The sequence below is a fragment of the Jeotgalicoccus halotolerans genome, assembly GCF_003387165.1.
Classification (GTDB): Bacteria; Bacillota; Bacilli; order Staphylococcales; family Salinicoccaceae; genus Jeotgalicoccus; species Jeotgalicoccus halotolerans.
In genome coordinates this window covers 105,248-130,315 of the sequence record NZ_QUMW01000013.1, presented here as the reverse complement: position 1 = coordinate 130,315, position 25,068 = coordinate 105,248, and the positions used below count along the sequence as shown (strand labels likewise).

The window sequence follows — 25,068 nt, the reverse complement described above, 5'->3', positions numbered from 1 at the left end:
TAAGCTTATAATTTTGCATTATCCAAGCTTTAAATAATATAAGGGAGATGTGAAAATGGATAACTTATTTACTACATTAGATAGTCTGAATGAGGAAATCATTTCAATACGGAGACATTTACATAAGCATCCGGAGCTGTCGTTTGAAGAAGTAGAAACACCAAAATATATTGCTGATTTTCATGAGCAGTTAGGTCATGAAGTTAAGACAGGAGTCGGCGGCAATGGTGTGCTCGCATATTTAAAAGGAAATCATGAAGGACCGACAGTTGCACTCCGTGCAGATTTCGACGCTCTGCCGATTCACGAGGAGACGGACCTGGAATTTCAATCAGTCAACGATGGCGTAATGCACGCCTGCGGCCACGATGGTCACACGGCGACTTTACTTGGCGTAGCCAAAGCTTTAAATAAACATAAAGACGATCTCCACGGCACCGTCGTATTTATTCATCAGCATGCTGAAGAATTACCGCCGGGCGGTGCGAAACCGATGATTGAAGATGGTGTACTTCATGGTGTAGATGTTATTTTCGGCACTCACTTACAGGCACAAATGCCTTTATATGAGATTAATTACAGAACGGATGAGCTGCAGGCATCTTCAGATTCATTCGAAGTCACTATTTTCGGCAAAGGCGGACACGGCGCTATGCCTCAGGATACCAAGGACAGCATTTTAATTGCTTCACAGCTCGTCGATAATTTCCAGCAGATTGTCAGCCGCCGTGTAAACCCGCTTCAGTCAGCTGTTTTATCAGTATGTTCATTTGAAGCAATCGGTCCATATAATGTCATTGCAAATACCGCTAAGATTAAAGGGACTGTTAGAACTCTGAATGAAGAGACGAGAGAACTCATGGAACAGGAAATGCAGCGTGTCATCGAAGGCACCTGTCATTTAAGCGGAGCTGATTTTGAATTTAAATATGACCGCGGCTATCCCGTTTTAATTAATCATAAAGAAGAAACTGAATTTGTTATGGAAGTTGCCGAAACTGTACCGGAAGTTCAGGAGATAAAAGAAACTGAACCGATTATGGGAGGCGAAGATTACTCTTACTATCTGCAGGAAGTAAAAGGGACTTATTTCTTTACCGGTGCACAGCCTGAAGGTACAGAAAATCCGTATCCTCATCATCATCCTAAGTTTGATATTGATGAAAAATCATTGGTGATTGCCGCGAAAATACTGGCAAAATCAACAATGGAATATATGTTAAAAAATAAGTAACCCCAAGGGAGAAATTTATGGATAACAATTCGACACATTTATGGAAAGACTGGCGACTGCACCTGGTAGTTCTTGTCATTGTCATTATTACAGAACTGATCGGGACACATAAAATACCTGTCGGTGCCGGAGCAATCCTGCTGCTTCCTATGCTCTATGCAGTGATTATCGGGCTTGCAGCTTTCTTTACTCCGCTTATTAATAAAGTACAATCCAGAAAAGCTGAGTCCTTAGTGTTCATGTCAGTCACATTGCTGATTGCTAAATTTGGAGTTCAGGCCGGCCCCGCTTTGCCGGAATTAATTAAAGCCGGCCCTGCATTAATCTTTCAGGAGTTTGGAAATCTGGCAACAATTTTAGTTGCACTTCCCGTCGCAATAATGCTCGGCTTAAGACGTGAAACTATCGGTATGACCCACTCTATCGGGAGAGAGGCAAATCTTGCATTAATATCTGAGAAATATGGCATTTCATCTCCGGAAGGCCGGGGCGTCGTATCCATGTATATTTTCGGAACGATTTTTGGAGCAATATTTCTCGGTGTGACATCCGGACTATTTGCGTCAATTTTACCAATCAGTCCTCTGTCTTTTGCCATGGCAACGGGAATAGGCAGCGGAAGCATGACAGCAGCTTCTCTTGGACCTCTTGTGGCAATGTATCCTGAACAAAGCGAACTGATTACAGCTTATTCAGGGGCAAGCAATCTTCTCACCTCGGTAACCGGTTTATATATGAGCATATTCATCGGTTTACCGATGGCGGAAAAATATTACAGTTGGATTACTAAATTAAAATCTAAGAGAAGAGGATGAGAGGATGTTAGAAAAACTAATAGATTGGACTCTAACACTGACCATTGTGGCTGCAATGGCACTGCTCGGCAACTTTATCGGCTATGAAGTAATGCCGCTTGCCGCTCTGCCTGGTATGATCAGTTTGATGGTTATTGTATTAATCGGCATGATTATTCATGAAGTGCTTCCTTTTAAAAGGTTACCCGCCATTGCTTATATCGGCCTGCTTGCTTTTATTTTAACTATCCCCGGTGTCCCCGGAGCGGAAAAAATAGCAGAGTGGACAGCTGAAGTTAATCTGCTTGCTTTGACCACTCCAATTCTTGCCTATGCAGGCATTTCCATCGGTAACTCCTGGGCTGATTTTGCAAAGATGGGCTGGAAAACTATCATTATTGGTATGCTTGTTTTATTAGGAACTTACTTAGGTTCGGCGATTATTGCCGAAATCATTTTAAGAATACAGGGGATTGTATAATCCCATCAAAAAAGGCAAAAGCAGATTATTGCTTTTGCCTTTTTTAAAATTTATCTTTAGAAAATTCTTTATATCCCGTTACTTTTTGAGTCTCATAAAATTCTTTAAACCGTTTTAAAACATCCTCATAACTGAGTCCGTCCAGATGATAGATTAATCCATGTTCTTTTGAATCCCTCGCCGGCAGTGCTTCGAAAGTATAACCTTCTTCCATTTTAATACACTGTATAGTATCGACTTCCAGCGCGTAATGATTAAACGATAATGTAGCAAAACTGTCTTCTTCTTCCACTATATCTTTTACTGCCCTTTCCACCTGAGGCCATGTCGGATTTTGATAATCATCCAGACCAGTTGACAATTCCGTATAAGGTTCCTGCGGCGGCTGTTCCGCTTCAGTCTTGTCGTTATCTTGTTTCAAGAAATCAAATATTCCCATGTCATTACACTCCTTGTTAAATCAGAACAATTTATTCGTTTTACCAATACTTAAACTAGGACCATCAATGCCAAAGACAGAAAAGTCCGCTTTGCCATATACCCTAGTTGTTATAGCTTAATATCTTTTCTGTATCGCCATGTTCATCTATCACATTTTTATAATACAGCAGTGGACAGTTTGCATTATTCGGAATCATACCATTGTCGGCATACTCCAAAGGTTTAGTTTCAATATCTGCTGCTTTTCTCAAAATATGACCTCCTGCAAATTTATATACTTATAGTTGCCCGTTTTATATATTGTGTAATCATAAAAAATAAGCGGATGTCCGTTGCCGGACATCCGCTTATTAAAATTATTTTAATTATCTTCTTTGCTCTGTGCTTCAATTTCCGGCGGCTGTTCATCCGGAAGTGTTTCTTCAAACGCTTCCCGTTTTTCTTCCAGTTCTTTTTGAGTTTCTTCTCTGTAACCCGCTTCATAAACAAGCTGCTGTTTTTCGAGCTTGATTATACCGTACTCACTCCGTAATGCTTTATATAGCGATATTGCGAGCATGATCACGATAAAGGTGAACGGGAATGCCGCAATCAGCATCGCCATCTGGAGAGCATTCAGGCCGCCTGATGCCAGAAGCACCATTGCTGTCGCAGCGAGGATTCCGCCCCAGATCAGTTTGATTTTAAGCGGTGGGTTAAGTGAACCGCCGGTTGTCAGCATACTCAGTACGAAAGTACCGCTGTCTGCTGATGTTACAAAGAATGATGCAATCAGCAATATCGCGATCCCCATAATCAGGGGTGCTGCAGGATAGTTTTCAAGGAAGGCGAATAATGCGACTTCGTTACCCTGTGTTTCTATCAGGCTGTATAATCCTCCGCCAAGTATATTATCGGATTCAATACCTGCAACGCCGAAGATTGCAAACCAGATTGCACTGAATAATACTGGAACACCCATGACACCGATGATGAATTCACGGATAGTTCTGCCTCGGGATACACGTGCAATAAAGCTCCCAACGAATGCAGCCCAGCCGATCCACCAAGCCCAGTAGAATAATGTCCAGCTGTCGAGGAATCCTCTGTCGCCGACAAATGAGTTCATGTTAAAAGTCATGCTCACTAAATTCTGCAGATAGTTTCCTGTGTTCGTCATAAATGAATCAATCATTAATACTGATGACCCAAATATAAATACGAAAATCATTAATGCAATCGCAATCACAACGTTACCCATGCTTAAGTAACGGATACCTTTGTTAACACCTGTTGCTGCCGATGCGATAAATGCAATTGTAATAATAATAACTACTATCATTTGTGTCAGCAAATTATTTTCTATCGCGTCAAAGCTGTAGCTTAAGCCTGCTGTAATCTGCGTGGCACCAAGACCAAGGGACGTTGCGATACCGAAAATAGTACCGAATACTGCGATAACATCAACTGTTGTACCCATCCACCCTTTTGATCTGTCACCGATTAACGGAGATATTGCTGAACTCATTAACAGCGGTGCGTTATGTCTAAAATTAAAGTATGCCAATGCAAGTCCGACTACTGCATATACTGCCCACGGGTGAAATCCCCAATGAAATAACGTATATTGAAGTGCTTCCTGCTGGGCAAGTGCCGTACCGCCTTCTGTAATCGGCGGGTTGTGGAAATGGGTCAGCGGCTCGTTTACACCGTAGAATACAAGACCGACACCCATCCCTGCTGTGAACAGGAATGAGAACCACGTGAAATAACTGTACTGCGGTTTTTCATCTTGTTTGCCCAGGCGGATTTTACCGTAAGGACTGATAACAAGATAAAAAGCGAAAATTACAAAGCCTGTCATTGCGAGCATGTAGACCCAGCCGAGTTCATTAGAAATAAAATTATTAATATAACCTAAATTAGTTTCCAGATTGGTCGGAAAAATCGCCCCCCATAAAATAAATACAAATGCGATAGCAAGTGAAATATAGAAGACAGGGGTTACTGCTGATTTTCTGTTTCTCATGAAATATCCTCCTTATGAAATTGTGATACCCCATATAAAGACATACCAAAAAGAAAGGTCTCTATACAAGATAATCATTGATTCTGCAAAATTTTACTTTTTTGTGAGAAAAAAGATGGTAAGTGCATGCGCACTCCAGAAAAAATTGAAATAAAAAAGATGATGTTTAATAATGTCTGAATAATACTTCAGAACAATAGCGCATTGCGAATAGAATCGCACGACAAAGGGAGGCATAGTTAAATATGCTCTAAACAACTAACAATACTAACATGAATAATCCAAAAATAAAACGGTACAAAAGTATGAATGCGTTTCATCTCATCTATTAGTGTATATTTACAAAAATAATTCCCTATTTTACATAGAATAAACTGTTCGATGATAATATTACTTTTCGAAAAAAACAGACACAAACTTTATAAAATCTGTGTCCGGTTTAATTTTAAGCTGCAGCGCGGAGGGATTTTATCTTTTTGCCATTTGGTAAATAACAGTTCTTCATATCTCTTGTATACTGCTTTACCGTGAATTTTCTCGTCACCGTAAACAAAATACGGCGGGATTTTATTAGAGTTAAAACGTGCTGCATGTATATCAATAAGTTTCTGGAGTGCATCCAGGTCTTTTCTAAATTTTGCAGAGCGTATCCCTCCGCGGCGCTGATGTTCATTGTCCAGTATTTGCAGAAATTCATGTGCATCAATTAAATAAGGATGCCCTTCATTATAAATTGATTTTACAATCGGATGAGAAAGATAGCGGGTGTTCGTGTCAATTATATCCATCGCGCCGAGACACACTCTGATAATCTGGTACATTTCCAGTACTTGTTTTGATAAACGGCGATTGTCTAAAAATTGTGCACTGATTTTATGGTTTTCATGTACTCTGAAAATTTGCATGGAACAACCGTCCTTTATTTAAAGCCTCTTGTAAATGATGCCGGTACTTCCGATTCAAATCTCATGACCTTACCGCTCGTCGGATGTTTAAACTTAATCGCATTCGCATGCAGTCCAAGCCTGTTAATCGAATTAACTTCCGATCCGTATTTTTTATCGCCGGCTATCGGATGACCTAAATCCTGCATATGCACACGAATCTGGTTTTTACGCCCAGTATCCAGATTCACCTTTAATAGCGAGAACTTGCGATTCGTTTTCAGCACTTTATAATGAGTGATTGCTTTTTGGCCGTGATTCGGTTTCGGACTCGAATGCATCATGAACGTTTTGTCCTCTGTCAGCCAGGATGTAATCGTTCCATCCTTTTTCATGACTCCTTCAACCAGAGCGATATATGAACGTTCCTGTACTGCTTCCGTCCATGCTTTTTGCAGGTGCTGCTGAATCATTTTGCTCCGTGCAAATATCATAACACCTGATGTGTCGCGGTCCAGACGATGTACAATAAACACCCGGTTGTTCGGATGAATACTTTGTACATATTCCATCAGCTGCCTGTAAGCAGTCATCTGCCGTTCCTGCTTCGAACCCATGGACAGAAGTCCGCTTTCTTTGTCGATGACGATCAGGTCGTCATCTTCATGAAGTATTTTTAATCCTTTTAATTTTACGCTTGCAGAAGCAACCCGATCGCGTATTTGAACAAGGTCCCCCGGTTTCAGAGCATCGTCAAACTGAGTAGTCGGCTTGTCATTAACGACCACCTGGCCGCGTTTTAAAATACCTTTAACGGCGTTACGGCTTTTTGACGGCATTACTTTGAATAAAAACTCCAGTACCTCTGTATGTTCTTTAACTGTCCATTCTTCATGACGCGGTGTATTTGATTTAGTTTTTGATTTCTTCTTCATTTTAAATTTCCTCTGCTTTATCTTATTTAATAACTTTCACGGATCTAAGCGGTTCTTCTATTGTACTCGGTATATTCCTTAATTACAGTAAAATATTCATATTAAAAAGCTTTCTGTCTGAACAAGACAAAAAGCTTTAGTTATCAGAAAATATATTATTTTAAATTTAAATTGCGCACTGCTTCTTCCAATTTTTTCATTTCTTTATTCATTACTGTCTTAGCAACAGGCTTTACTGTCATCGCAAATACTTTGACTCCCATACTGCTTTCTATAGATGACTTCACGGTAAGTTCAGAATGTCCTCCTCTGGGTTCCACATTAAATAACGTTGTTATAACGCCCTGTTTCAACCTGGTTTTCATTATAATTCGCCTGTTATGAACATATTCTGTAATCTCATTTCTGAAACGGTAAGTCTTATCTCTAACGCCCAGCGTTACTCTGAATTTTGTTCCTTTGGAGCGCTTGCCTTTCGTGCTGTATTCAATTTCTTTAAGAATACTGAAAATATTTTTTAACTGCTTGTCATCATTTATAACTGCAAACACTTCTTCCGGTGATGCTGCCAGTTTGTCATTATAATAACTGTATATATCCATATGCTGTCACCTGCCTTTGTACTTATCTTTTCATTATAGCTATACTTTCGTTTTTTATCCTGCCATTTAAAATGGTCCGAGATTAATCAAAACAGCGACTGCCAGCAGTAGAAAGGCTATACCTGTCCATATTAAAAATAACGGGAAAAACCATTTTGCCCATTTTGCCCACGACACACCTGCTACAGCGAGACTTGCCATTAAAGGTCCTGAAGTCGGATACAGTGCATTTGAAAAACCGTCACCGAATTGAAATGCCAGAACGCTGACTTGCCGAGTGATTCCAATCATATCCGCGAGCGGTGCCTGTATCGGCATCATGATTGCTGCCTGTCCGCTTCCAGAGGGGACAAAGAAATTAAAGAGAGAATTCATGATAAACATGCCAATTGCTGTAGCTACCGGCGGCAAAGCAGATAAAGGATGAGACAGTGTATTGACAAGCGTGTCGAGGATTTGTCCGTTTTCCATTATTACGAGCACAGCTCTGGCCAGTCCGATAATCAGTGCACCATATACAAGGTTTTTACAGCCTTCTAAAAATGTAATTGCGATTGTATTGTAATTCATTCCCGCTATTATTCCTGCTATCAATCCTATAATAACAAAAAATGCCGCCATATGATCTGTTGTCCACTGGAATTTAACTACCGCGAAAATGAAAAATATCAAAGCTGCCCCCGTCCAAATTAAGATCAACTTATGCCGGCCAGTAAACTTCTCATCAAAAGTCATTTCGTTATTCGCTGCATTTTCTATCCCGATTAAGCTTCTCGACGGATCATTTAATATTTTCTTACAGTAACGCCAGGTATACCAAATTGTGACTCCAACCAGAAGGACAAAAGCAATTAGTCTGAATACCATACCGGAAAACAGCGGAAGTTCCGATATGGTATGCGCTATTCCCACCGTATAAGGATTAAGAAAACCTGCAGAAAAACCGACAAATGCTGCGTTAAATGTAATTGCGACCGCCACGAGTGCATCAAGTTTCAAAGCTTTAACAAGCAGCACGCCTATAGCAACAAAAGGAATTACCGAGTTCGCGAGTGCTCCTACTGCTCCTCCCAAGGCAAATAAAATTATTATCGTTGCAATCAGCAGGAATTCTTTCCCTTTCATCGTGTCGATTGCTGAATAGATGCCTTTATGTATCGCACCGGATTTGTTGATAATTTCGAACATACCGCCGGCAAACAATACTAGAAATATCAATCCGGCACTTTCAACCATCCCTGTCTGAACTGCCATAAATACATCCATGAATTCTGCCGGCGAAGATTCAACATTCTCAAATGTCCCCGAGATTACAGTTGTAACCCCGTCTGTTTCCTCCCTGTCAAACGCTCCGGCCGGTACAAAATATGTGGCTGCTGCTGCCATTAACAGCACCGCAAAAACAATGACATATGTATCTGGAAACTCCCACTTCTTCCGCTTTCTTTTATCCGATTCTTTAATCATAAAACAACACCCCTTTTAAAGTCTGAATATTCTATAAATTTAAAAATATATTACTATACTAACATAGATATAAATTATGCAAATTGTATTTTTATGCATTTAAATTAAGTTCTGCTCCAATTATCTTTTATAATTTGGTTAATTACATTAAAGACGGGTATTTATAATATGTATTTTAATTTTCAGGAGGGGATCTTTAATGTCTAAAAAGAAAGACGAACTGAATCAGCGAGATACTATCGATAATACAAAGAAGGCGCCGCTTACGACAAATCAGGGTCTGCCTGTGAGTGAAGACGAATTTTCATTAAAAGCCGGTGAACGCGGGCCGACTTTAATGGAGGATTTTCATTTCCGTGAAAAAATGACTCACTTTGACCATGAAAGAATTCCTGAACGTGTCGTACATGCCCGCGGTTTCGGTTTTCATGGTGAATTCGAAGTTTACGAATCTTTAGAAAAATATACAAAAGCAAAATTCCTTACAGAACCGGGTAAAAAAACACCGGTCTTCGTCAGATTTTCCACCGTTGCCGGAAGCCGCGGTTCAATGGATATTCCGCGTGATGTACGCGGTTTTGCCACTAAGTTTTATACGGAAGAAGGCAACTATGATTTAGTCGGTAACAATATGCCTGTTTTCTTTATGCAGGATGCTATTAAGTTCCCGGACTTCGTCCACGCAGTAAAACCTGAACCTCATAATGAAATGCCTCAAGCAGCTTCGGCCCACAACACTTTCTGGGATTATGTATCAATGAACACTGAAAGTGCCCATATGGTTATGTGGCTGATGAGTGACCGTGCAATTCCAAGAAGTTTTAATATGATGGAAGGTTTTGGTGTGCATACCTTCAGACTAGTAAACGCCGAAGGCAAAAGCCATTTTGTTAAATTCCACTGGAAACCGAAAGACGGCATGCATTCTGTACTTTGGGACGAAGCACAAATAATCAACGGTAAAAACATCGACTTCAACCGACAGACTATGTGGGAAAATGTTGAAAAAGGAATTCCAGCAGAATTCGAGCTCGGGCTTCAGATTATTCCTGAAGAAGATGAATTCAAAATGGACTTTGATATACTGGACCCGACAAAATTATGGCCGGAAGAAGATGTACCTGTACAGATTGTCGGTAAGATGACGCTCAATCAGAATGTTGACAACGTCTTCGCAGAAACAGAACAGGTAGCATTCCATCCCGGCAGTGTAGTTCCGGGAATTGATTTCACTAATGATCCCCTTCTGCAGGGCAGATTGTTCTCCTATACAGATACGCAGTTAATTCGTCTCGGCGGTCCAAATTTCCATCAGCTGCCGATTAACAGACCTCTATGTCCGTTTTCAAATAACCAGCGTGACGGCTATGGACAGATGTCTATTCATAAAGGACAGACGTCGTATCATATTAACCAGATGAATGATAATCAGCCGGAACCGGCAAGCGCTGAAGACGGCGGTTATGAACATTATCATGAAAAAGTAGAAGGCAGAAAAGTTCAGGCACGAAGCGACAGTTTTAAAGATCACTTCAGCCAGGCAAAACTTTTCTTAAATTCATTATCGAAACACGAGAAACAGCACTTGTACGACGCTTTCAGCTTCGAACTCGGCAAGTGTGATATGGAAATTAGAAACCAAGTCATTTCAGAACTGATAAACTATATCGACCGCGACCTGACAGAGTATGTCGCCGATAAGGTTGGTGCTGAACTTCCTGATGAAGTAAATGAATCAACTTATGAAAAAAGTTCACCAGCACTCAGCATGACGAATACTAATTTCTCTCTGAATACACGTACAGTGGGAGTCATTATTATGCCTGATGTTGCTGAGACAACATTGAAAGAAACTAAACACAAACTTGAAGAACAGGGCCTTCAGCCGACGTTCATTTCAGATAAAATTTACCACATCGGTGATATTACGCTGGGTGCGACCTTCGATACCGTACACTCAGTACTGTTTGATTCACTAATTGTCATAAGCGGTGAAAAACCTCTGCCCGCTCCGGCAATTGAAAACCTTGAAATTGCTTATAAACACAAAAAAGCAATTGGTTTCGGCACTGATTCAGTAAATATATTTGATTCTCTGTCATTCTCTCAAAATGACCCGGGAATCACTGATATAGAACAGGATTTCGACGGTTTCTTAAACGATGTTAAAGGTCACAGAGTCTGGGAAAGATAATTTTTTGACTTGAAAAGCGTGACATTAAAAATATTATGTGTAATACTAGTCATTAATTAAATACTGGTGCCTTTAAATCAGTCCAGAGAGACTGACAAGGACAGCGCGACATAATATTAGTGCAGTTAAACACGCCCTCGCCGAGGGAAGTTTGCCGTACCTTATTATAGAAAAAGCTTCTTGTCATGTTTCTGGCAGGAAGCTTTCTTTTTGCCTGAAACCATAACGAGAAGTGCCCTTTTCGGCGCCAGTTTCTTAAATTCAAAAGATACTGGAGGAGTTATGTATGTCAACTTATGACAAAGAATTCTCACTTGAGGCAGTACCTCAGTCAAGTCGCAAAGGTTTTTGGAATATTTTAGCCGTTATGCTATCACTGAGCTTTTTCTCAGCGAGTATGTGGTCAGGCGGGACATTAGGTGAAGGACTGTCGTTTACGAGCTTTATCCTGATTGTTCTTGCTGGTAATTTAATACTCGGTTTATATACAGGTGCACTCGCTTATATCGCTGCTAAAACCGGATTATCGACTCATTTGCTCGCTCGTTACGCTTTTGGTAAACAAGGCTCTTATATTACTTCTTTTCTGCTCGCATCCACCCAGGTCTGCTGGTTCGGTGTCGGTCTTGCAATGTTTGCTGTACCGGTTTCAATTGCTACAGGGATTAACGTATTTGTGTTAATCGGGGCCTTCGGTGCTCTGATGACTATCTCGTCAATTTTCGGTTTGAAAGCTCTCGCGGTTCTCGGTTTTATCAGTGTGCCGACCATCACAATACTTGGCTCTTATTCTGTTTCCGATGCTGTCAATTCAATGGGCGGCATGGAAGCTCTCTTTGCTTATGAACCGGCACAGTCAATCAGCATTGCTCTCGCGCTGACTATCTGTGTGGGATCCTTTATCAGTGCTGGGACACTCACCCCCGATTTCACACGTTTTGCAAAATCAGCTAAATCTGCAGTCAGCTCAAGTATTATCGCATTCTTTTTAGGAAATTCGCTGATGTTCCTCTTTGGGGCTGTCGGTGCAATGGCATTTGGTATTGCTGATATTTCAGAAGTGATGCTGCTTCAAGGGCTAATGATTCCGGCCATTATTGTACTCGGCTTAAATATCTGGACAACAAATGACAGCGCACTTTACGCATCAGGTCTGGGTTTTGCAAATATTTTCAAGCTCCCTAAAAAATATATCGTCGTATTCAATGGTATATTAGGAACCATCGCAGCGATGTGGCTGTACAATAACTTTGTCGGATTCCTGACACTGCTGGGTTCTGCCTTGCCGTCAATCGGTGCAATCATACTCGCAGATTACTTTATTGTCAGACGCGGAAAATATGCAGCTTACAGTACAATGGAATTTAAATCGTTAAACCGCGTTGCTCTCTTCGCCTGGATTGCCGGTATCGCTTTAGCAAACTTTGCACCGGGAATTCCGCCGCTTAACTCTTTACTTGGAAGCAGTGTCATTTACGTTGCAGGTATGAAACTTGCCGCATATAAAGAAACAGTTTCAGTTAAAACTTCAATAAAAACAAAGGATGAGGTCGTACGTGATTATTAAAAATGCTTCACTCAGAGGACAAACAGGATTATGGAACATCACAATTGAAAATGGAAAATTTAAAGATATTACACAGGATAAAGTTAAAGACACCAAGAATACTCTAGATGTAAACGGATCTCTTGTGCTGCCGCCGTTTATCGAACCGCATATTCACTTGGATACAACACTGACCGCCGGTGAACCGGAATGGAACTTAAGCGGCACCTTGTTTGAGGGTATTCAGAGATGGTCCGAGCGCAAGGAATCATTAACACTCGAAGATGTTAAAAATCGCTCGAAAAAAGCAATTAAATGGCAGATTGCCCAGGGTATTCAGCACATCCGTACACATGTAGATGTTACTGATCCGGAACTGACCGCCTTAAAAGCAATGATTGAAGTAAAAGAAGAACTTGCAGAGTTCGTAAACATTCAGCTGGTTGCCTTTCCGCAAGAAGGAATTTTATCGTACCCGAACGGCAAAGAACTGCTGGAAGAAGCAGTAAAACTCGGTGCCGATGTAGTCGGCGGTATTCCCCACTTCGAATTCACCAGAGAGTACGGGGTGGAATCGATGAAAATCGCCTTCGATTTAGCAGAAAAATACGACAAGCTGGTCGATATTCACTGTGATGAAATCGATGATGAGCAGTCGCGCTTCGTGGAAGTTGTCGCAAATGAAGCATATCAGCGCGGCTACGGCGAGAAAACGACGGCGAGTCATACAACAGCAATGGGCTCTTATAATGATGCGTATACAGCTAAATTGTTCCGCCTGCTTAAAATGTCCAATATCAACTTTGTGTCTAATCCGCTGATTAATATTATTCTGCAAGGCCGTTTCGATACATACCCAAAACGCCGTGGACTAACGAGAGTAAAAGAAATCCAGGCAGCAGGCATGAATATCTGTTTCGGCCACGATGATATCTTTGATCCGTGGTACCCGCTCGGCACAGGAAACATGCTGCAGGTGCTTCACATGGGTATTCATGCAGCACAATTAATGGGTTACGAAGAAATCATCAATTCGATTGATCTGGTTACAAAAAACAGTGCAAAAACTCTCCACATTGAAGAAGAATACGGCATAGAAGCAGGCAAACCTGCAAACTTTATCGTGCTGAATGCCGATAATGAATACGATGTTATCCGCAAACAGGCAGCTGTGACACATTCATACCGAAACGGGAAACTGATTGCTGGAACAAAACCTGCAGAAACGATGATTAATCTCGGTACAGAAGAGAAAATTGATTTTGAAAGATAAGACGACTATCCACTGCCGCTGCTCTGCAGCAGGCAGTTTTTTCGTTATTGCACAGCTATCCTGTTAAAATTAAGTAACTAATGGAAAATGAAAGAGGAAACATTATGACTGAAAAAGCAGTAATTTATACATCAGCGACATGTCCAGTATGCGGCATGGCGAAAGATCTTTTAAATTCAATGGATATAGAATATAAAGAAATCAAAGTCGATATCAATCCGGTCTCGACCGTCAGACTGATTGTGAAAACAGGTAAATTCACAGTACCTCAAACGATTATTAAGGGCACAGTTATTTCCGGCTTCAATCCTGATAAAGTCATTGAAGCGGTGCACAGGTAGCAGGCAGTTTTATCGAGTAATTTCATACAGCCTGTTAAAATTAAAGACAGTGATAGATTCGTTTTACATGAAAGGAGTTTTAATCATGAGTGTAAAAGAAAATGAAAACAATATCTCAAAAGAAGAGCCAAAAGAAATTAAAGGAATTGAGACTTTAGATTTTGGTGCTTCAGGTATGGTATGCGACTTCGAGACCGGTATATGCGGTCCAATCAACGAAGAGAAAGAGGATAAAAAATAATGAAAATTACAATCTGGTCAGATTTCGTATGTCCATTCTGCTTTATAGGACAGGCGAACTTAGATAACGCGCTTAAAACATTCGCACATAAAGACGAAGTCGAAATTGAATACAAGAGCTTCCAGCTGATGCCGGACGCCGAATACACACCGGGTGAAACTTACGCTGAAACTTTTGCTAAAATGAAAGGCATTCCTGCTGAACGCGCTAAAGGTATGTTTTCACAAGTAATAGAAACAGCTGAAAAAGCAGGCGTTGAAATTAACTATGATATCGCTAAATTAACGAATACATTCGACGCTCACCGCGTGTTCCAGTATGCTAAAGAACAAGCTAAAGGCACTGACTTCTTTAAAGCACTCTACGATGCACACTTCACAAACGGTGAAGTGCTGAATGATGAAGAAACACTCGTCCGCTTGTCAGAATCAGTCGGTTTAGAGGGTGATACTGTGCGCGGTATCATCAACAGCGACCAGTATAAACAGGACGTCAATGTCGACATCTCGCAGGCATCACAATTAGGAGTCCAGGGCGTACCATTCTTCCTGGTAAACGATAAATATTCTATCTCAGGTGCGCAGCCTGTCGAATTATTCGAAGAAGCACTAGAGAAAATTTACCATGAAGGGCAGGACGCTGAATAAGGAATGATTTTTGGGGGATTGGATACACATGAGATTCAATCATGCCAACCCCGGGACCTTGGGATACACATGAGATTCAATCATGCCAACCCCGGGACCTTGGGATACACATGAGATTCAATCATGCCAACCCCAGGACCTTGGGATACACATGAGATTCAATCATGCCAACCCCAGGACCTTGGGATACACATGAGTTTCGATCATGCCAACCCCAGGACCTTGGGATACACATGAGTTTCGATCATACCAACCCCAGCACCGCCGGATACACATGAAACACTATCATACCAACCCCGGCACTATCTTCAACCTAACGAAAGGCCGGATAATCCATCTTCAGGATTACCCGGCCTTTTTTCATTTAAAATTATTTAGCTTCTGAAATGACACCGCAAGCAACTGGAGTACCAGCATCGCCTGAAGGCTGTGTCATATAATCATCTTCACCTGAGTGAATGATTAATGCAGTGCCTTCTTCTGTCAGCAAAGTAGTATCCAGATTTTCATCTAGAATAGAGACATTCTCGGCATCAATTTCCGTTGAAACTGTACCATCTTCTGCAACTTCAATATTTTCTAAATCTCCTGCATGAGGTCCGTCTTCATGATCAAAGCCGTGAGCTGCATCTGTCGGATTATAGTGATCTCCGGCCGTTTCAAAGTCTGGTCCTTCACACATTCCGGCATTATGAATATGAATGCCGTGCATTCCGGTTTCAAGTCCTTCAGCTTCAAGTGCGATTGTTAATCCATCGTCCGCTTCTGAGAAAGTTGCTGTGCCTATTTCTTCTTCATCGCCGTTTATCATGGTGACTTCAATTTCTTCCGACGGGTCCTGTGTCGGCGCTTCACCATCGCTGCATGCTGCGAGTACCAGAATCGCGAGTAACATTGGCAAGTACATCAAACGCTTCATAATAATCCCTCCAGCTTTTTATAAACCTGTTCCCCTGTTCAAACCATTTAAACCTTCATTCTAAAACAAAGAGTGATATGATAAATTTTAAATACTCGAATATATGAGGCTGTTTTCCTAGTATACTTTTACCTTAGTTCCCTCGCCGCCGTCAGCAATAGCAAATGATTTTACAACAGACTCCGGAACACCTGCTTTATACTCTTTTCAACTACCTGATTCGAATCGATAGAAGACAAGCTCCCTTTAAATGAGTCCATACCTGTGATGACTTTCATCTGGTTCTTTCCTTAATTAACCTGAAATATTAAAAAAACTGTAAAAGCATACAGCAGCCACCTTTACAGTTTCTTATATTACATCATCCAAGGTCTCGGATTTCTGTTTTGCTGCTTCATATTACTTTGAGGCAGATTATTTTTAGTTACGACTTTTGGTGTCATACCCTGTTCAATATGACTTTTCAGCTTGGAGTTCATTTTACTTAGCTGAAATCCATTGTACACACGCTTTGTTTCTTTATTACACTCCGGACAGACGTCATTTGCAACATCAGAGGACATTGATTTCCATGCATCATACTCTCCACATGACTTACATAAAAAAGTATATCTCGGCATTTATTTCTCGATTTCCGGAATGATATTTTCATCAAAAATTTCTTTAGGAAGAGATAACGTACAGCATGCATTAGGAATATCGACTATCCCTGCAATATTCCCCTGTACAGGTGCTGATCCTAACAGCATATATGCCTGCTCTCCAGTGAAACCACGCGTTTTTAAATACTCGATAGCGTTTAGACATGCGTTTCTGTATGCAGTATTCGCATCTAGATAAGTCTGATCGCCTGAAAACTCATTAACTGAAATGCCTTGGAAAACTAGATATTCATTATAATGAGGCATTACAGGTCCCGGCTGGAAGGCAGGATTATGTTCAATTTTATGCTTCTTCATACCGCCTTTAATTACGTCTACTTTAAGCTCAATCCATCCCGGCATTTCTATCCCGCCGCAGAATGTAATTTCTCCATCTCCTTGTGAAAAGTGAAGATCACCAACAGATAGTTTAGCGCCCTCAACAAATACAGGGAAATAAATTCTCGATCCTTTAGATAAATTTTTAATATCACAGTTACCACCATTTTCTCTAGGAGGAACAGTTCTTGCTCCCTCACTTGCAACACGGTCAAAAGCCTCTCCTTTTAATGTCCCTAAGACAACAGAATCTGCATCCGGCAACTCTGCAAGTGCCGGTACACGATCGGGATTAGTATCCACCAAGGCTTTCTCTCTTTTGTTCCACTTATCTAGTAACTCCTGAGACGGCGCAACACCGATTAAACCGGGATGGATAATACCTGCAAATTTAACGTTAGGCACATGTCTGCTCGTTGCGTAAATTCCTTCAAAATCCCAAATTGATTTCGCAGCATTAGGATAATGATCTACCAGGAAACTTCCGCCATTTTCTTTAGCAAAAATACCGTTAAAACCCCACTCATGTGCACTGAATGTGCCAATATCTAAAATATCAACAACGAGTAAATCACCAGGTTCTACACCATTAATATGGACGGGACCGCTCAATACGTGAACGCGTTTTAAGTTTACATCTGCAATATCTGAAGGGTCGTCGTTATTTGAAATCTGACCGTCTGTCCAGTCGAGGCATTCAAGTTTAAATGATTCGCCTGGGTTTACGGAGAAGGCCGCAGGAATGTCAGGGTGCCAGCGATTGTGACCAGGGTGCTTTTGTTCATGCATTTTCTTAGTTAAATCAATCTCAAAAATTTGTTTTGACATGTAACTCCTCCTAGAGAATAATGAATACAATTTGAGTATATTTACATCATCTAAATATTGCAAGTAATTACATGAAAGCGTATACAAAAGGATTGTGATAAATAAACAGATACTTATTTTATTTATTTAACGATTACACTCTTCTGTCTCAGGGAAGATATAAACAATGATATTCTTAGGAGGTTTACAATGGATTCTTTCAAAGCTTTAGTTGCTGATAAAACTGATGAAGGTACTGAGATGAGCATCAAGGTGCTCGAAATAGAAGATTTAACCGAAGGTGACGTTTTAATCGACGTGCATTATTCCAGCGTCAATTATAAAGATGGCATGGTAGCGGCAAAAGGGGAAATTGCGGAGTATTTCCCGATTATCCCGGGCATTGATCTTGCCGGTGAGGTTATCGAGTCAAAAGATGACAAGTTTAAAAAAGGCGATGCTGTCATCGCGACGAGCTACAAAATCGGCACGGGAATTTCAGGCGGTTTTTCTGAAATTGCACGTGTTCCGGCCGAATGGGTTTTACCTTTACCTGAAGGCATGACTTTAAAAGAGTCGATGGAACTTGGTACAGCCGGTTTAACGGCTGGTATTTCAATTACGAAGCTCGAACAGACAGGCATGCATCCTGATAATGGTGATGTTCTGGTTGCCGGTGCTTCCGGCGGTACAGGCAGTTTATCCGTTAATATGCTGTCTTCAGCAGGTTACAATGTTGTTGCAAGCACCGGCAGTATGGATGAAGCTGACTATTTAAAATCAATCGGCGCAGCAAAAGTGATTCATCGTGACGAAGTAATCAACCAGGATAGCAAACCGGTTGTAAAACCTGTGTATCAGGCAGCTATTGACCCGGTCGGCGGCAAGACGACAGAATATATTATTAAGAGCCTTAAACCCGAAGGTGCACTTGCAACATTCGGTCTTGTCGGCGGCATTCAAGTCCGTACAACGGTTCTCCCGTTCATCGGACGCGGCATTCACTGGCTCGGAGTGGACTCCGTTTTTTACCCGATGGAAAAACGTAAAAAAGTCTGGGACAGATTAGCGAATGATTTAAAACTGGACATTCATACAAAAGAAGTCGTCAACGAAGTGAGTCTCGAGGAATTGCCACAGGTGTTTCACGATATTATCGACGGCAAAGTCAGAGGCCGCACGATTGTTAACTTAAAAAACAGCTAGTTTATACAAAAAACCTTCAGCGAGACGGGCACTCCTCATCTCACTGAAGGTTTTAAATATTTATCTTCTATCCAGATAAATTAACGACTGCTTAGAATATGGAACACCAAGCTTTAAGAGTTCTTTTGCAGTTTCTATAAAATGTTTCGTTCGCCAGTTACATAAGTTTTCTCGATTTTCTAGCTATATAAATATTTCCAGCCATATTTTTACGGCTGTTCCTAAAATGAGCAACCCCAGAATCCATTGCAAAACAGTCACATTAATTTTCTGTCCGGCTTTCGCTCCGAGCGGAGCTGCGAGGAGACTCGCTGCAATCATAATCACTGCAGGTCCGTACAATACCTGCTCCGTCAATATTTTCCCCGCTGTTGTTCCGATAGAAGAAATAAAAGTCACTGCAAGGCTCGTTGCAATCGTGATTCGTGTCGGTATTTTAAGAACGACGAGCATAATCGGCACTAATATAAAGGCACCTGCTGCCCCGACAATTCCCGAAGCTGTTCCGGTGATAAAGGCAAGTCCCGCAGCTAGAAATCTATTGAACTGAAGGTCGTCTCCAGGTGAAAAAGGCACTTCCTTTTTAGGCATAAACATCATTACAACTGCAATTGTTGCAAGTACCGCATAGACGATATTAATCTGACTTTCCGTAAGAAAGCCGGAACCGTAGGCTCCAAGGAGACTGCCGAGCAGTATTGCGCCGCCCATATAAAGTATCAGTTTTATATTCAAATAACCGCTGTTTTTATAGGCCAAGACACCGCCTATCGTAGCAAAAAATACCTGCACCGCACTGATACCTGCCACTTCATGGGGTGTGAATGAAGCGAATCCAAACATGGCAGGTATATAGAGCAGCATCGGATATTTTATAATAGAACCGCCGATTCCTACCATACCTGATATAAAAGAACCGATAAAACCAATTAAAAATATAACAATCATAAATGTGATATCCATTATCTCAACGCTTCTTTAATGCCTGCATATCCTTTTTCGATATTTATAATGTTATCGAATCCGCGGGCTTTAAGCACACTCATTGCGATTGCTGAGCGGACTCCCGTTTGGCAGTGAATATATATTTCTTCTTCTTTATCAAATGGAATCTCTTTATCCTGAAGTTGGCCAAAATGAACATGCTCTGCCTGATTAAGATTTCCTTCTTTGTATTCCGCAGTTGAACGCACATCAAGAACAGATTTATCTTCTGCATTTTCAGTAAAATCTTCCGGTGCAATATTTTTATAAGAATCATTAAAGTACTGTTCTGCCTGATCGCTTGGCACAATCAGCTGAAGATTATCAAAGCCGATGGATGCAAAGTCTTTCTGCAGTGTTTCACTCAAGTCTGGATCCGCAATAACAGTCATTGGTTCATCGTAATTGATGCACCATCCTGCAAACTGAAGAAATTTTCTATTATAAGGAATATTAATTGCACCTTTTTTAAATCCTTCTTTAAATTCTTCTTTACTTCTTAAATCGAAGAGCTGTCCCGGTAATACTTCCGGTGTCCCCACATCTATTTTTCTCATTTTGAATTCAGGCAGTCCTTCCTGATTCACTTTTTTCATTTGTGCAAAATAACTTGGAGGTTCCGGCTGATCACTTGTCAATTCGTTGATAAATGCCTCTTTATCTTCATATTTGAAAACCCAGTTATTTTTCTTCTCATAGCCGAGCGCAGACAGAGGTACAGCACCTAGGGATTTACCGCATGCACTGCCTGCCCCGTGACCTGGCCATACTTGGAGGAAGTCAGGATAGTTATCCAATTTTTTCAACGAATCAAACATGGCATTTGCACCTTCTTCTGTAGTTCCTTCCATGTTCGCTGCCTCTTCAAGCAAGTCAGGACGTCCGATATCACCGACAAATAAAAAGTCTCCGGTAAATATACCCATTGGTTCCTCACTGCCGCCTCCGCGGTCAGTCAATACAAACGATATACTCTCCGGGGTATGTCCCGGCGTGTGGATGACACTTAATTCGACTTTACCAACCTTGATAGTATCTCCCTCTTTAAGAAATACAGTCTCTTCAGGAACATTCTGATACTTCCAATTTTCATCGCCTTCATCGGATACGTACAGTTTAGCACCGAAAACTCTCGCAGCGTCACGGAGACCCGAGGCAAAATCAGCATGAATATGTGTTTCCGTTGCTTGTGTAATTTTAAATCCTTCTGCATCTGCTGTTTCTTTATATTCATCAAGCACGCGTTTTGGATCGATGATGATAGCTTCTTTTGTCTGCTGGCATGCAACCATATATGACGTTTGCGAAAGTTTTTGATCGTAAAATTGTTTAAAATACATTTTATATACTCTCCTCTTTTTATTTAAAATTTCTATATGAACAGATTAAGATTTCCGTTTTCTGCATCTCCGAGATAAGTCCCTACTCCGCCGAGCTCCACATTCGGTAATAGCTCATCTTTATCGACTGCCATAATATCCATGCTCATGGTGCAGGCAACCATCTTAACGCCCAGCTGATCTGCTTTTGTAATCATTTCTGATAAAGCGTCAACTTTTTTCTTCTTCATTACATGCTGAATCATCTTAGACCCCATACCAAATATATTCATTTTAGAAATAGGCAGTTTAGATGCCGACTTCGGCATCATCATACTGAATATTTTATCCAGTCCTTTTTTATTCTTTTTAGCTGCATTGGGATTTTTAATTACATTCAATCCCCAGAACGTAAAGAACATTGTGACGTCTTTCCCCATACCTCGGGCACCACTTGCAATAATAAATGAAGCAAGCGCTTTGTCCATGTCACCGCTGAATACAACCATTGTCGCCCCGTCTTTTGTCTCTTTCATCTGATAACCATCAGAAGCAGATGTCGTTAGTACATCGTTTTTTTGAAGTACTGCCGTTACATGTCCATCTGCTAATTCATTTTTTACTACTGCATGACCTTTCTTTTTCGCCCATGCTTCAACATCAGTCGAAAAGCCGGGGTCTGTCACTTTAATTTCCATCTGCTTCCCTGTTTCCAAGTCTTCCATCACTTCATTTACTTTAAGCAACGGCCCCGGACATTGCAGCCCGTACGCTTCAATTTTTAATCTTTCAGGGTCGATATTAATATTGTCCTCATCAGCTTTAGAGCTGGACGCAGAATAATCCGTTCCAGTTTCTGCACTGTTAAATTCTCCTGTATAAGCAGAAAATCCGCCATTCAGGCTAACAGCATTAAAGCCGTTTGCTTTCAGCAGTTCCGCTGCCGTTTCACTTCGTCTTCCACTTTTGCAATAAGTAAATATAGTCTTATCTGCCGGTAATTCTTCCAAACGGTGACTAAGTTCCTGTAATGGAATATGTTTAGCCTGGGAAACATGGCCCATGTCATATTCAAAGTTCTCTCTGACATCCAGCAGATACTCTCCCGCCTGCAGCAGTTCATCTGTGTCATTCATATGATAAGCAGTTTGTTTCAATTTATAACTTCCTCTCTTTTAAATACCTATAGGGGTATGTTAACAAGTGTAATTATTTTTGTCAAATACCCCATAGGGTATGTTAGATTTTAAAATTAAAAGCAGAATCTTATCTGCTTTTATTTAATAATTCTACAGCTTCTTTAATTAAATCATCTGTATTCTGATCTGGATGTACCATTGCTTCTTTCACACATTCGACCAGGTTTTCACTGATGATAACATTCATTGTCCGGTCGAGCGCATTTTTTGCCGCACTCAGCTGGGTTACTACATCTCTGCAGTTTTCACCATCTTCCATCATTTTTTTTGCACCGTTAATTTGTCCCTGCAGCCGATTAATACGATTAATAATCGCTTTATCATATACATAACTTTTCTCTTCAGCAGACATATACATCCTCTTTTCACTTTTATTCATGCAATATCTTATATTAAAAAATCCGAAGAGTCAAATACCCCGCAAGGTATACAGACCATAACGGACAGGTTTCTGTTATTCAGAGCCAGCTGAAAAAATTATAGAACTGCGACAGTTTCTGCTTACAAAAAGACCCTGAATGGAGTGTCCATTTTATCACCCGTAATTATTCCTAATCCTTTCCTGCTGCCGTTCCAAATCGTTTTTAAATGAGCCATATATATCCCTGCCTTTAAGTAATCTGGATAATTTATATATACCCTCTTTGGCACTTACAAAGTAGGCTGCTTGATCAGTGTCTGAACCACTTCCCTCAGCACTGCCGGCATCATTTCAAATGCATTTTTCTTATGCAGCCGTTCGCTCATCTTATGAGCATCCTTGCCGTACGGTCCAATATTCATCACCGGCGCACTCAGCTGCTGCATAGCTTCAAACGGTATTGAATATGTTTTTCCCCATAACGGCGCGTTATTTTTAAATGACTGCCAGCCATTATCTTCGGGGTTATAGTTCACATAACTGAGATCTGAGATGCCGTTGAAGTAATGCTTATTTGTTACGTCATAATTGTATTTATCCTGCATTTCACTTTTTGCCGCTTCAATCAGTCTTTTCACCAATTCATCATCGGAAGAGTTTACTGCCGGCATATACGGCGGAGCAAACATCAGTACTGTTGCCGGTGCCAGCTCCTGGCAGTACTCCATCAGATGGTCCGCAATCAGCAAGGTAATCTTCCGCTCATCTGCTCCATTACTTTCGACCACTTCCCGGATTAATGAATCCGCTTCACCTTTACTGTATTTATCGATAAAGTAATCGAGCACTTCGTGATATTCCAGCACCCTGATGCAGTTCAATGGTTTTACATTATTAGCCCCACATATTTTTTCATAGTCTGTCTTACACTCATGCATCGCGTCTTCAGCAATTTCTTTAAACGTCAGCATGACATCTTTTGCTGTTTGAGACAGTGTAAACACATTATATAAAGCATAGCTGTGATGCGATGTCTGCACATCGTAGTTATCTTTTAAATCATTGGCCTGCAGGCAGACGGGCAGCGGTGTCGTTTCACCGTCAAAAGTTTCTTGAAACTTGTTCGTGAATTCCATCTTTTTCGTTAAATATGAACCGATGAAATGTGATGTGATACCGCTCATCGGTTCACCTGCATGAGTCGGCACACCGTAAAACAGTGCTGCCGGCAATATTTTACCGATTGAACCCGAGTATATGTAATGATTTTTGTCATGCGGCTCTTGTGTAAATGATGGTTCCCCGTTTAAGAACAATTTTATATTTAGTTTGCGCGCTTTGGATATTTCGAGAATACCGGGCACTGCACTGAGCATGCCTGCAGAACTGACTTCTTCATCAGGCACCGTTACAAGCAGTAAATTGACCGGCCATTCCTCACGTACTGCCTGTTCAAGTAAGTGCATGTGCAGCACGAGTCCCATTTTCATATCCATAATGCCGCGTCCGAATATATATTGATTTGTATATAAATCTTCTCTAGCATCCAGTGTTAAGAAATCGGGATTATTGTAAAAGGCTTGCGTCAGTTTTTCAGGACTGAATGCGAGTCCCTGCAGCTGACCGTATTCTTTAATACCAACTGTATCAAAGTGACTGATCAGCACGACAGTATCGGAGCTTTTATCTGTTTTATATAAGGCTGTGAATGCATTCCTGTCTTTTTTCGCATCAAATAATTTAATGTCGTCCGGGTTGAATTTAAAATAATCCAGTTCTTTAAATTTCTCCGTCAGCTTATAAGGAAAATCAATCTCTCCCTCTGTTCCCGATAAACTTCTCCACTCCGTTAACTCATAAAGCAGCGCTTCAAGCTGCGCTGGTGACCCCCATAAACATTCTTGCTGTTCCATATACATAACTCCCTTTTTTTACAATAAAATCGTAGCCGGTAAATTTCCCGGGAAACTTTGTTATTCATGCTTTCCTTCTACTTTATATTAAATATCTTAATATTGAAAATATATAGTGTACTCTTTGATAAGGAGAGGGAGAAAAATAAAATTCAGGAATTATATTGAGTAAAAGCTGAAGATAGCCTACAATGTATATAATGCAATTTTAAGGGGCCATAGCTCAGCTGGGAGAGCGTTGCGCTGGCAGTGCAAAGGTCAGGGGTTCGAGCCCCCTTGGCTCCACTTACTT

General features: G+C 40.9%; 25 protein-coding genes and 1 tRNA gene. 11 read left to right on the top strand and 15 right to left on the bottom strand.

Features of this window, described 5'->3' with window-relative positions; all coding sequences use genetic code 11:
• The first annotated feature begins 55 nt into the window (after window positions 1-55).
• Genes DFR63_RS09060 through DFR63_RS09050 form a run of 3 tightly spaced genes read left to right on the top strand, consistent with a single transcriptional unit; the run spans window position 56 to window position 2,509 of the window.
• Window positions 56-1,234 (top strand): M20 family metallopeptidase, encoded by a 1,179-nt coding sequence (locus DFR63_RS09060; RefSeq protein WP_115885627.1) that lies wholly within the window; start codon window positions 56-58, stop codon window positions 1,232-1,234.
• 17 nt (window positions 1,235-1,251) lie between these two features.
• Complete coding sequence (locus DFR63_RS09055; RefSeq protein ID WP_115885626.1) at window positions 1,252-2,049, top strand: DUF3100 domain-containing protein; 798 nt, start codon at window positions 1,252-1,254, stop codon at window positions 2,047-2,049.
• Between the two features lie 4 nt (window positions 2,050-2,053).
• Window positions 2,054-2,509 carry a hypothetical protein gene (locus DFR63_RS09050; RefSeq protein ID WP_115885625.1) on the top strand — a complete coding sequence of 152 codons (456 nt, stop codon included), beginning with the start codon at window positions 2,054-2,056 and terminating at the stop codon, window positions 2,507-2,509.
• A gap of 43 nt (window positions 2,510-2,552) precedes the next feature.
• Here DFR63_RS09050 and DFR63_RS09045 read toward each other — a convergent pair whose 3' ends face one another.
• The 7 genes from DFR63_RS09045 to DFR63_RS09020 all read right to left on the bottom strand — a co-directional run bounded on the left by DFR63_RS09045 (window position 2,553) and on the right by DFR63_RS09020 (window position 8,846).
• Window positions 2,553-2,948: a hypothetical protein gene (locus tag DFR63_RS09045; RefSeq protein ID WP_115885624.1), complete on the bottom strand. Its 396-nt coding sequence runs from the start codon at window positions 2,946-2,948 to the stop codon at window positions 2,553-2,555.
• Between the two features lie 103 nt (window positions 2,949-3,051).
• Window positions 3,052-3,201 carry a cupin domain-containing protein gene (locus tag DFR63_RS11840; RefSeq protein ID WP_162842333.1) on the bottom strand — a complete coding sequence of 50 codons (150 nt, stop codon included), beginning with the start codon at window positions 3,199-3,201 and terminating at the stop codon, window positions 3,052-3,054.
• Window positions 3,202-3,311: 110 nt separating this feature from the next.
• On the bottom strand, window positions 3,312-4,958 hold the full coding sequence (locus tag DFR63_RS09040; RefSeq protein ID WP_115885623.1) for a BCCT family transporter: 1,647 nt from the start codon (window positions 4,956-4,958) through the stop codon (window positions 3,312-3,314).
• 419 nt (window positions 4,959-5,377) lie between these two features.
• Window positions 5,378-5,863: a pyrimidine dimer DNA glycosylase/endonuclease V gene (locus DFR63_RS09035; RefSeq protein WP_115885622.1), complete on the bottom strand. Its 486-nt coding sequence runs from the start codon at window positions 5,861-5,863 to the stop codon at window positions 5,378-5,380.
• Window positions 5,864-5,877: 14 nt separating this feature from the next.
• Window positions 5,878-6,777, bottom strand: coding sequence for an RluA family pseudouridine synthase (locus DFR63_RS09030; protein ID WP_115885621.1), 900 nt, complete (start codon window positions 6,775-6,777; stop codon window positions 5,878-5,880).
• Window positions 6,778-6,932: 155 nt separating this feature from the next.
• A complete protein-coding gene (locus DFR63_RS09025; protein ID WP_115885620.1) occupies window positions 6,933-7,379 on the bottom strand; it encodes an SRPBCC family protein in 447 nt (148 codons plus the stop codon).
• Window positions 7,380-7,445: 66 nt separating this feature from the next.
• Window positions 7,446-8,846, bottom strand: a complete 1,401-nt coding sequence (locus DFR63_RS09020; protein WP_115885619.1) for a YfcC family protein — start codon at window positions 8,844-8,846, stop codon at window positions 7,446-7,448.
• 199 nt (window positions 8,847-9,045) lie between these two features.
• Here DFR63_RS09020 and DFR63_RS09015 point away from each other — a divergent pair, with 199 nt between their 5' ends.
• The 6 genes from DFR63_RS09015 to DFR63_RS08995 all read left to right on the top strand — a co-directional run bounded on the left by DFR63_RS09015 (window position 9,046) and on the right by DFR63_RS08995 (window position 15,088).
• Window positions 9,046-11,040, top strand: a complete 1,995-nt coding sequence (locus tag DFR63_RS09015; protein WP_115885618.1) for a catalase — start codon at window positions 9,046-9,048, stop codon at window positions 11,038-11,040.
• A gap of 286 nt (window positions 11,041-11,326) precedes the next feature.
• The gene (codB, locus tag DFR63_RS09010; protein ID WP_115885617.1) at window positions 11,327-12,607 is read left to right on the top strand and encodes a cytosine permease; all 1,281 of its coding nucleotides are present in this window, start codon (window positions 11,327-11,329) and stop codon (window positions 12,605-12,607) included.
• Entirely contained in the window at window positions 12,597-13,859 is a 1,263-nt protein-coding gene (gene codA, locus DFR63_RS09005) for a cytosine deaminase (protein WP_115885616.1), read from the top strand. The genes codB and codA overlap by 11 nt, the downstream gene beginning before the upstream one ends.
• A gap of 104 nt (window positions 13,860-13,963) precedes the next feature.
• Complete coding sequence (locus tag DFR63_RS09000) at window positions 13,964-14,200, top strand: glutaredoxin family protein (RefSeq protein WP_115885615.1); 237 nt, start codon at window positions 13,964-13,966, stop codon at window positions 14,198-14,200.
• A gap of 85 nt (window positions 14,201-14,285) precedes the next feature.
• The gene (locus DFR63_RS11835) at window positions 14,286-14,441 is read left to right on the top strand and encodes a hypothetical protein (protein WP_162842332.1); all 156 of its coding nucleotides are present in this window, start codon (window positions 14,286-14,288) and stop codon (window positions 14,439-14,441) included.
• Window positions 14,441-15,088 carry a DsbA family oxidoreductase gene (locus DFR63_RS08995; RefSeq protein WP_115885614.1) on the top strand — a complete coding sequence of 216 codons (648 nt, stop codon included), beginning with the start codon at window positions 14,441-14,443 and terminating at the stop codon, window positions 15,086-15,088. The genes DFR63_RS11835 and DFR63_RS08995 overlap by 1 nt, the downstream gene beginning before the upstream one ends.
• Before the next feature lie 370 nt (window positions 15,089-15,458).
• Here DFR63_RS08995 and DFR63_RS08990 read toward each other — a convergent pair whose 3' ends face one another.
• The 3 genes from DFR63_RS08990 to fmdA all read right to left on the bottom strand — a co-directional run bounded on the left by DFR63_RS08990 (window position 15,459) and on the right by fmdA (window position 17,815).
• A complete protein-coding gene (locus tag DFR63_RS08990) occupies window positions 15,459-16,007 on the bottom strand; it encodes a superoxide dismutase family protein (RefSeq protein ID WP_211313793.1) in 549 nt (182 codons plus the stop codon).
• A 356-nt stretch (window positions 16,008-16,363) separates the two neighbouring features.
• The gene (locus tag DFR63_RS08985; RefSeq protein ID WP_115885612.1) at window positions 16,364-16,627 is read right to left on the bottom strand and encodes an FmdB family zinc ribbon protein; all 264 of its coding nucleotides are present in this window, start codon (window positions 16,625-16,627) and stop codon (window positions 16,364-16,366) included.
• Window positions 16,628-17,815, bottom strand: coding sequence for a formamidase (fmdA, locus tag DFR63_RS08980; RefSeq protein ID WP_115885611.1), 1,188 nt, complete (start codon window positions 17,813-17,815; stop codon window positions 16,628-16,630).
• A gap of 189 nt (window positions 17,816-18,004) precedes the next feature.
• On the opposite strand from fmdA, the gene DFR63_RS08975 reads away from it, so the two are divergent.
• Window positions 18,005-19,000: an acrylyl-CoA reductase family protein gene (locus DFR63_RS08975; protein WP_115885610.1), complete on the top strand. Its 996-nt coding sequence runs from the start codon at window positions 18,005-18,007 to the stop codon at window positions 18,998-19,000.
• A 183-nt stretch (window positions 19,001-19,183) separates the two neighbouring features.
• Here DFR63_RS08975 and DFR63_RS08970 read toward each other — a convergent pair whose 3' ends face one another.
• The 5 genes from DFR63_RS08970 to DFR63_RS08950 form a co-directional block, all read right to left on the bottom strand.
• A complete protein-coding gene (locus DFR63_RS08970) occupies window positions 19,184-19,963 on the bottom strand; it encodes a sulfite exporter TauE/SafE family protein (RefSeq protein WP_115885609.1) in 780 nt (259 codons plus the stop codon).
• A complete protein-coding gene (locus DFR63_RS08965) occupies window positions 19,963-21,324 on the bottom strand; it encodes an MBL fold metallo-hydrolase (RefSeq protein WP_115885608.1) in 1,362 nt (453 codons plus the stop codon). The genes DFR63_RS08970 and DFR63_RS08965 overlap by 1 nt, the downstream gene beginning before the upstream one ends.
• A 32-nt stretch (window positions 21,325-21,356) precedes the next feature.
• Window positions 21,357-22,460 carry a DsrE/DsrF/DrsH-like family protein gene (locus tag DFR63_RS08960; protein WP_245954168.1) on the bottom strand — a complete coding sequence of 368 codons (1,104 nt, stop codon included), beginning with the start codon at window positions 22,458-22,460 and terminating at the stop codon, window positions 21,357-21,359.
• Between the two features lie 109 nt (window positions 22,461-22,569).
• Window positions 22,570-22,854 (bottom strand): metal-sensitive transcriptional regulator, encoded by a 285-nt coding sequence (locus DFR63_RS08955; protein WP_115885607.1) that lies wholly within the window; start codon window positions 22,852-22,854, stop codon window positions 22,570-22,572.
• 299 nt (window positions 22,855-23,153) lie between these two features.
• Window positions 23,154-24,776 carry a M20/M25/M40 family metallo-hydrolase gene (locus tag DFR63_RS08950; RefSeq protein WP_115885606.1) on the bottom strand — a complete coding sequence of 541 codons (1,623 nt, stop codon included), beginning with the start codon at window positions 24,774-24,776 and terminating at the stop codon, window positions 23,154-23,156.
• A 212-nt stretch (window positions 24,777-24,988) separates the two neighbouring features.
• Between DFR63_RS08950 and DFR63_RS08945 the strand changes: the two genes are divergently transcribed.
• Window positions 24,989-25,061, top strand: a tRNA-Ala gene (locus DFR63_RS08945).
• Window positions 25,062-25,068 lie beyond the last annotated feature (7 nt).

Bases quoted from the DNA above. Each gene is read 5' to 3' on its own strand.
- DFR63_RS09060 (WP_115885627.1), top strand. From the start codon at position 56: ATGGATAACTTATTTACTACATTAGATAGTCTGAATGAGGAAATCATT.
- DFR63_RS09055 (WP_115885626.1), top strand. From the start codon at position 1,252: ATGGATAACAATTCGACACATTTATGGAAAGACTGGCGACTGCACCTG.
- DFR63_RS09050 (WP_115885625.1), top strand. From the start codon at position 2,054: ATGTTAGAAAAACTAATAGATTGGACTCTAACACTGACCATTGTGGCT.
- DFR63_RS09045 (WP_115885624.1), bottom strand. From the start codon at position 2,948: ATGGGAATATTTGATTTCTTGAAACAAGATAACGACAAGACTGAAGCG.
- DFR63_RS09040 (WP_115885623.1), bottom strand. From the start codon at position 4,958: ATGAGAAACAGAAAATCAGCAGTAACCCCTGTCTTCTATATTTCACTT.
- DFR63_RS09035 (WP_115885622.1), bottom strand. From the start codon at position 5,863: ATGCAAATTTTCAGAGTACATGAAAACCATAAAATCAGTGCACAATTT.
- DFR63_RS09030 (WP_115885621.1), bottom strand. From the start codon at position 6,777: ATGAAGAAGAAATCAAAAACTAAATCAAATACACCGCGTCATGAAGAA.
- DFR63_RS09025 (WP_115885620.1), bottom strand. From the start codon at position 7,379: ATGGATATATACAGTTATTATAATGACAAACTGGCAGCATCACCGGAA.
- DFR63_RS09020 (WP_115885619.1), bottom strand. From the start codon at position 8,846: ATGATTAAAGAATCGGATAAAAGAAAGCGGAAGAAGTGGGAGTTTCCA.
- DFR63_RS09015 (WP_115885618.1), top strand. From the start codon at position 9,046: ATGTCTAAAAAGAAAGACGAACTGAATCAGCGAGATACTATCGATAAT.
- codB (WP_115885617.1), top strand. From the start codon at position 11,327: ATGTCAACTTATGACAAAGAATTCTCACTTGAGGCAGTACCTCAGTCA.
- DFR63_RS09000 (WP_115885615.1), top strand. From the start codon at position 13,964: ATGACTGAAAAAGCAGTAATTTATACATCAGCGACATGTCCAGTATGC.
- DFR63_RS11835 (WP_162842332.1), top strand. From the start codon at position 14,286: ATGAGTGTAAAAGAAAATGAAAACAATATCTCAAAAGAAGAGCCAAAA.
- DFR63_RS08995 (WP_115885614.1), top strand. From the start codon at position 14,441: ATGAAAATTACAATCTGGTCAGATTTCGTATGTCCATTCTGCTTTATA.
- DFR63_RS08990 (WP_211313793.1), bottom strand. From the start codon at position 16,007: ATGAAGCGTTTGATGTACTTGCCAATGTTACTCGCGATTCTGGTACTC.
- DFR63_RS08985 (WP_115885612.1), bottom strand. From the start codon at position 16,627: ATGCCGAGATATACTTTTTTATGTAAGTCATGTGGAGAGTATGATGCA.
- fmdA (WP_115885611.1), bottom strand. From the start codon at position 17,815: ATGTCAAAACAAATTTTTGAGATTGATTTAACTAAGAAAATGCATGAA.
- DFR63_RS08975 (WP_115885610.1), top strand. From the start codon at position 18,005: ATGGATTCTTTCAAAGCTTTAGTTGCTGATAAAACTGATGAAGGTACT.
- DFR63_RS08970 (WP_115885609.1), bottom strand. From the start codon at position 19,963: ATGGATATCACATTTATGATTGTTATATTTTTAATTGGTTTTATCGGT.
- DFR63_RS08965 (WP_115885608.1), bottom strand. From the start codon at position 21,324: ATGTATTTTAAACAATTTTACGATCAAAAACTTTCGCAAACGTCATAT.
- DFR63_RS08955 (WP_115885607.1), bottom strand. From the start codon at position 22,854: ATGTCTGCTGAAGAGAAAAGTTATGTATATGATAAAGCGATTATTAAT.
- DFR63_RS08950 (WP_115885606.1), bottom strand. From the start codon at position 24,776: ATGGAACAGCAAGAATGTTTATGGGGGTCACCAGCGCAGCTTGAAGCG.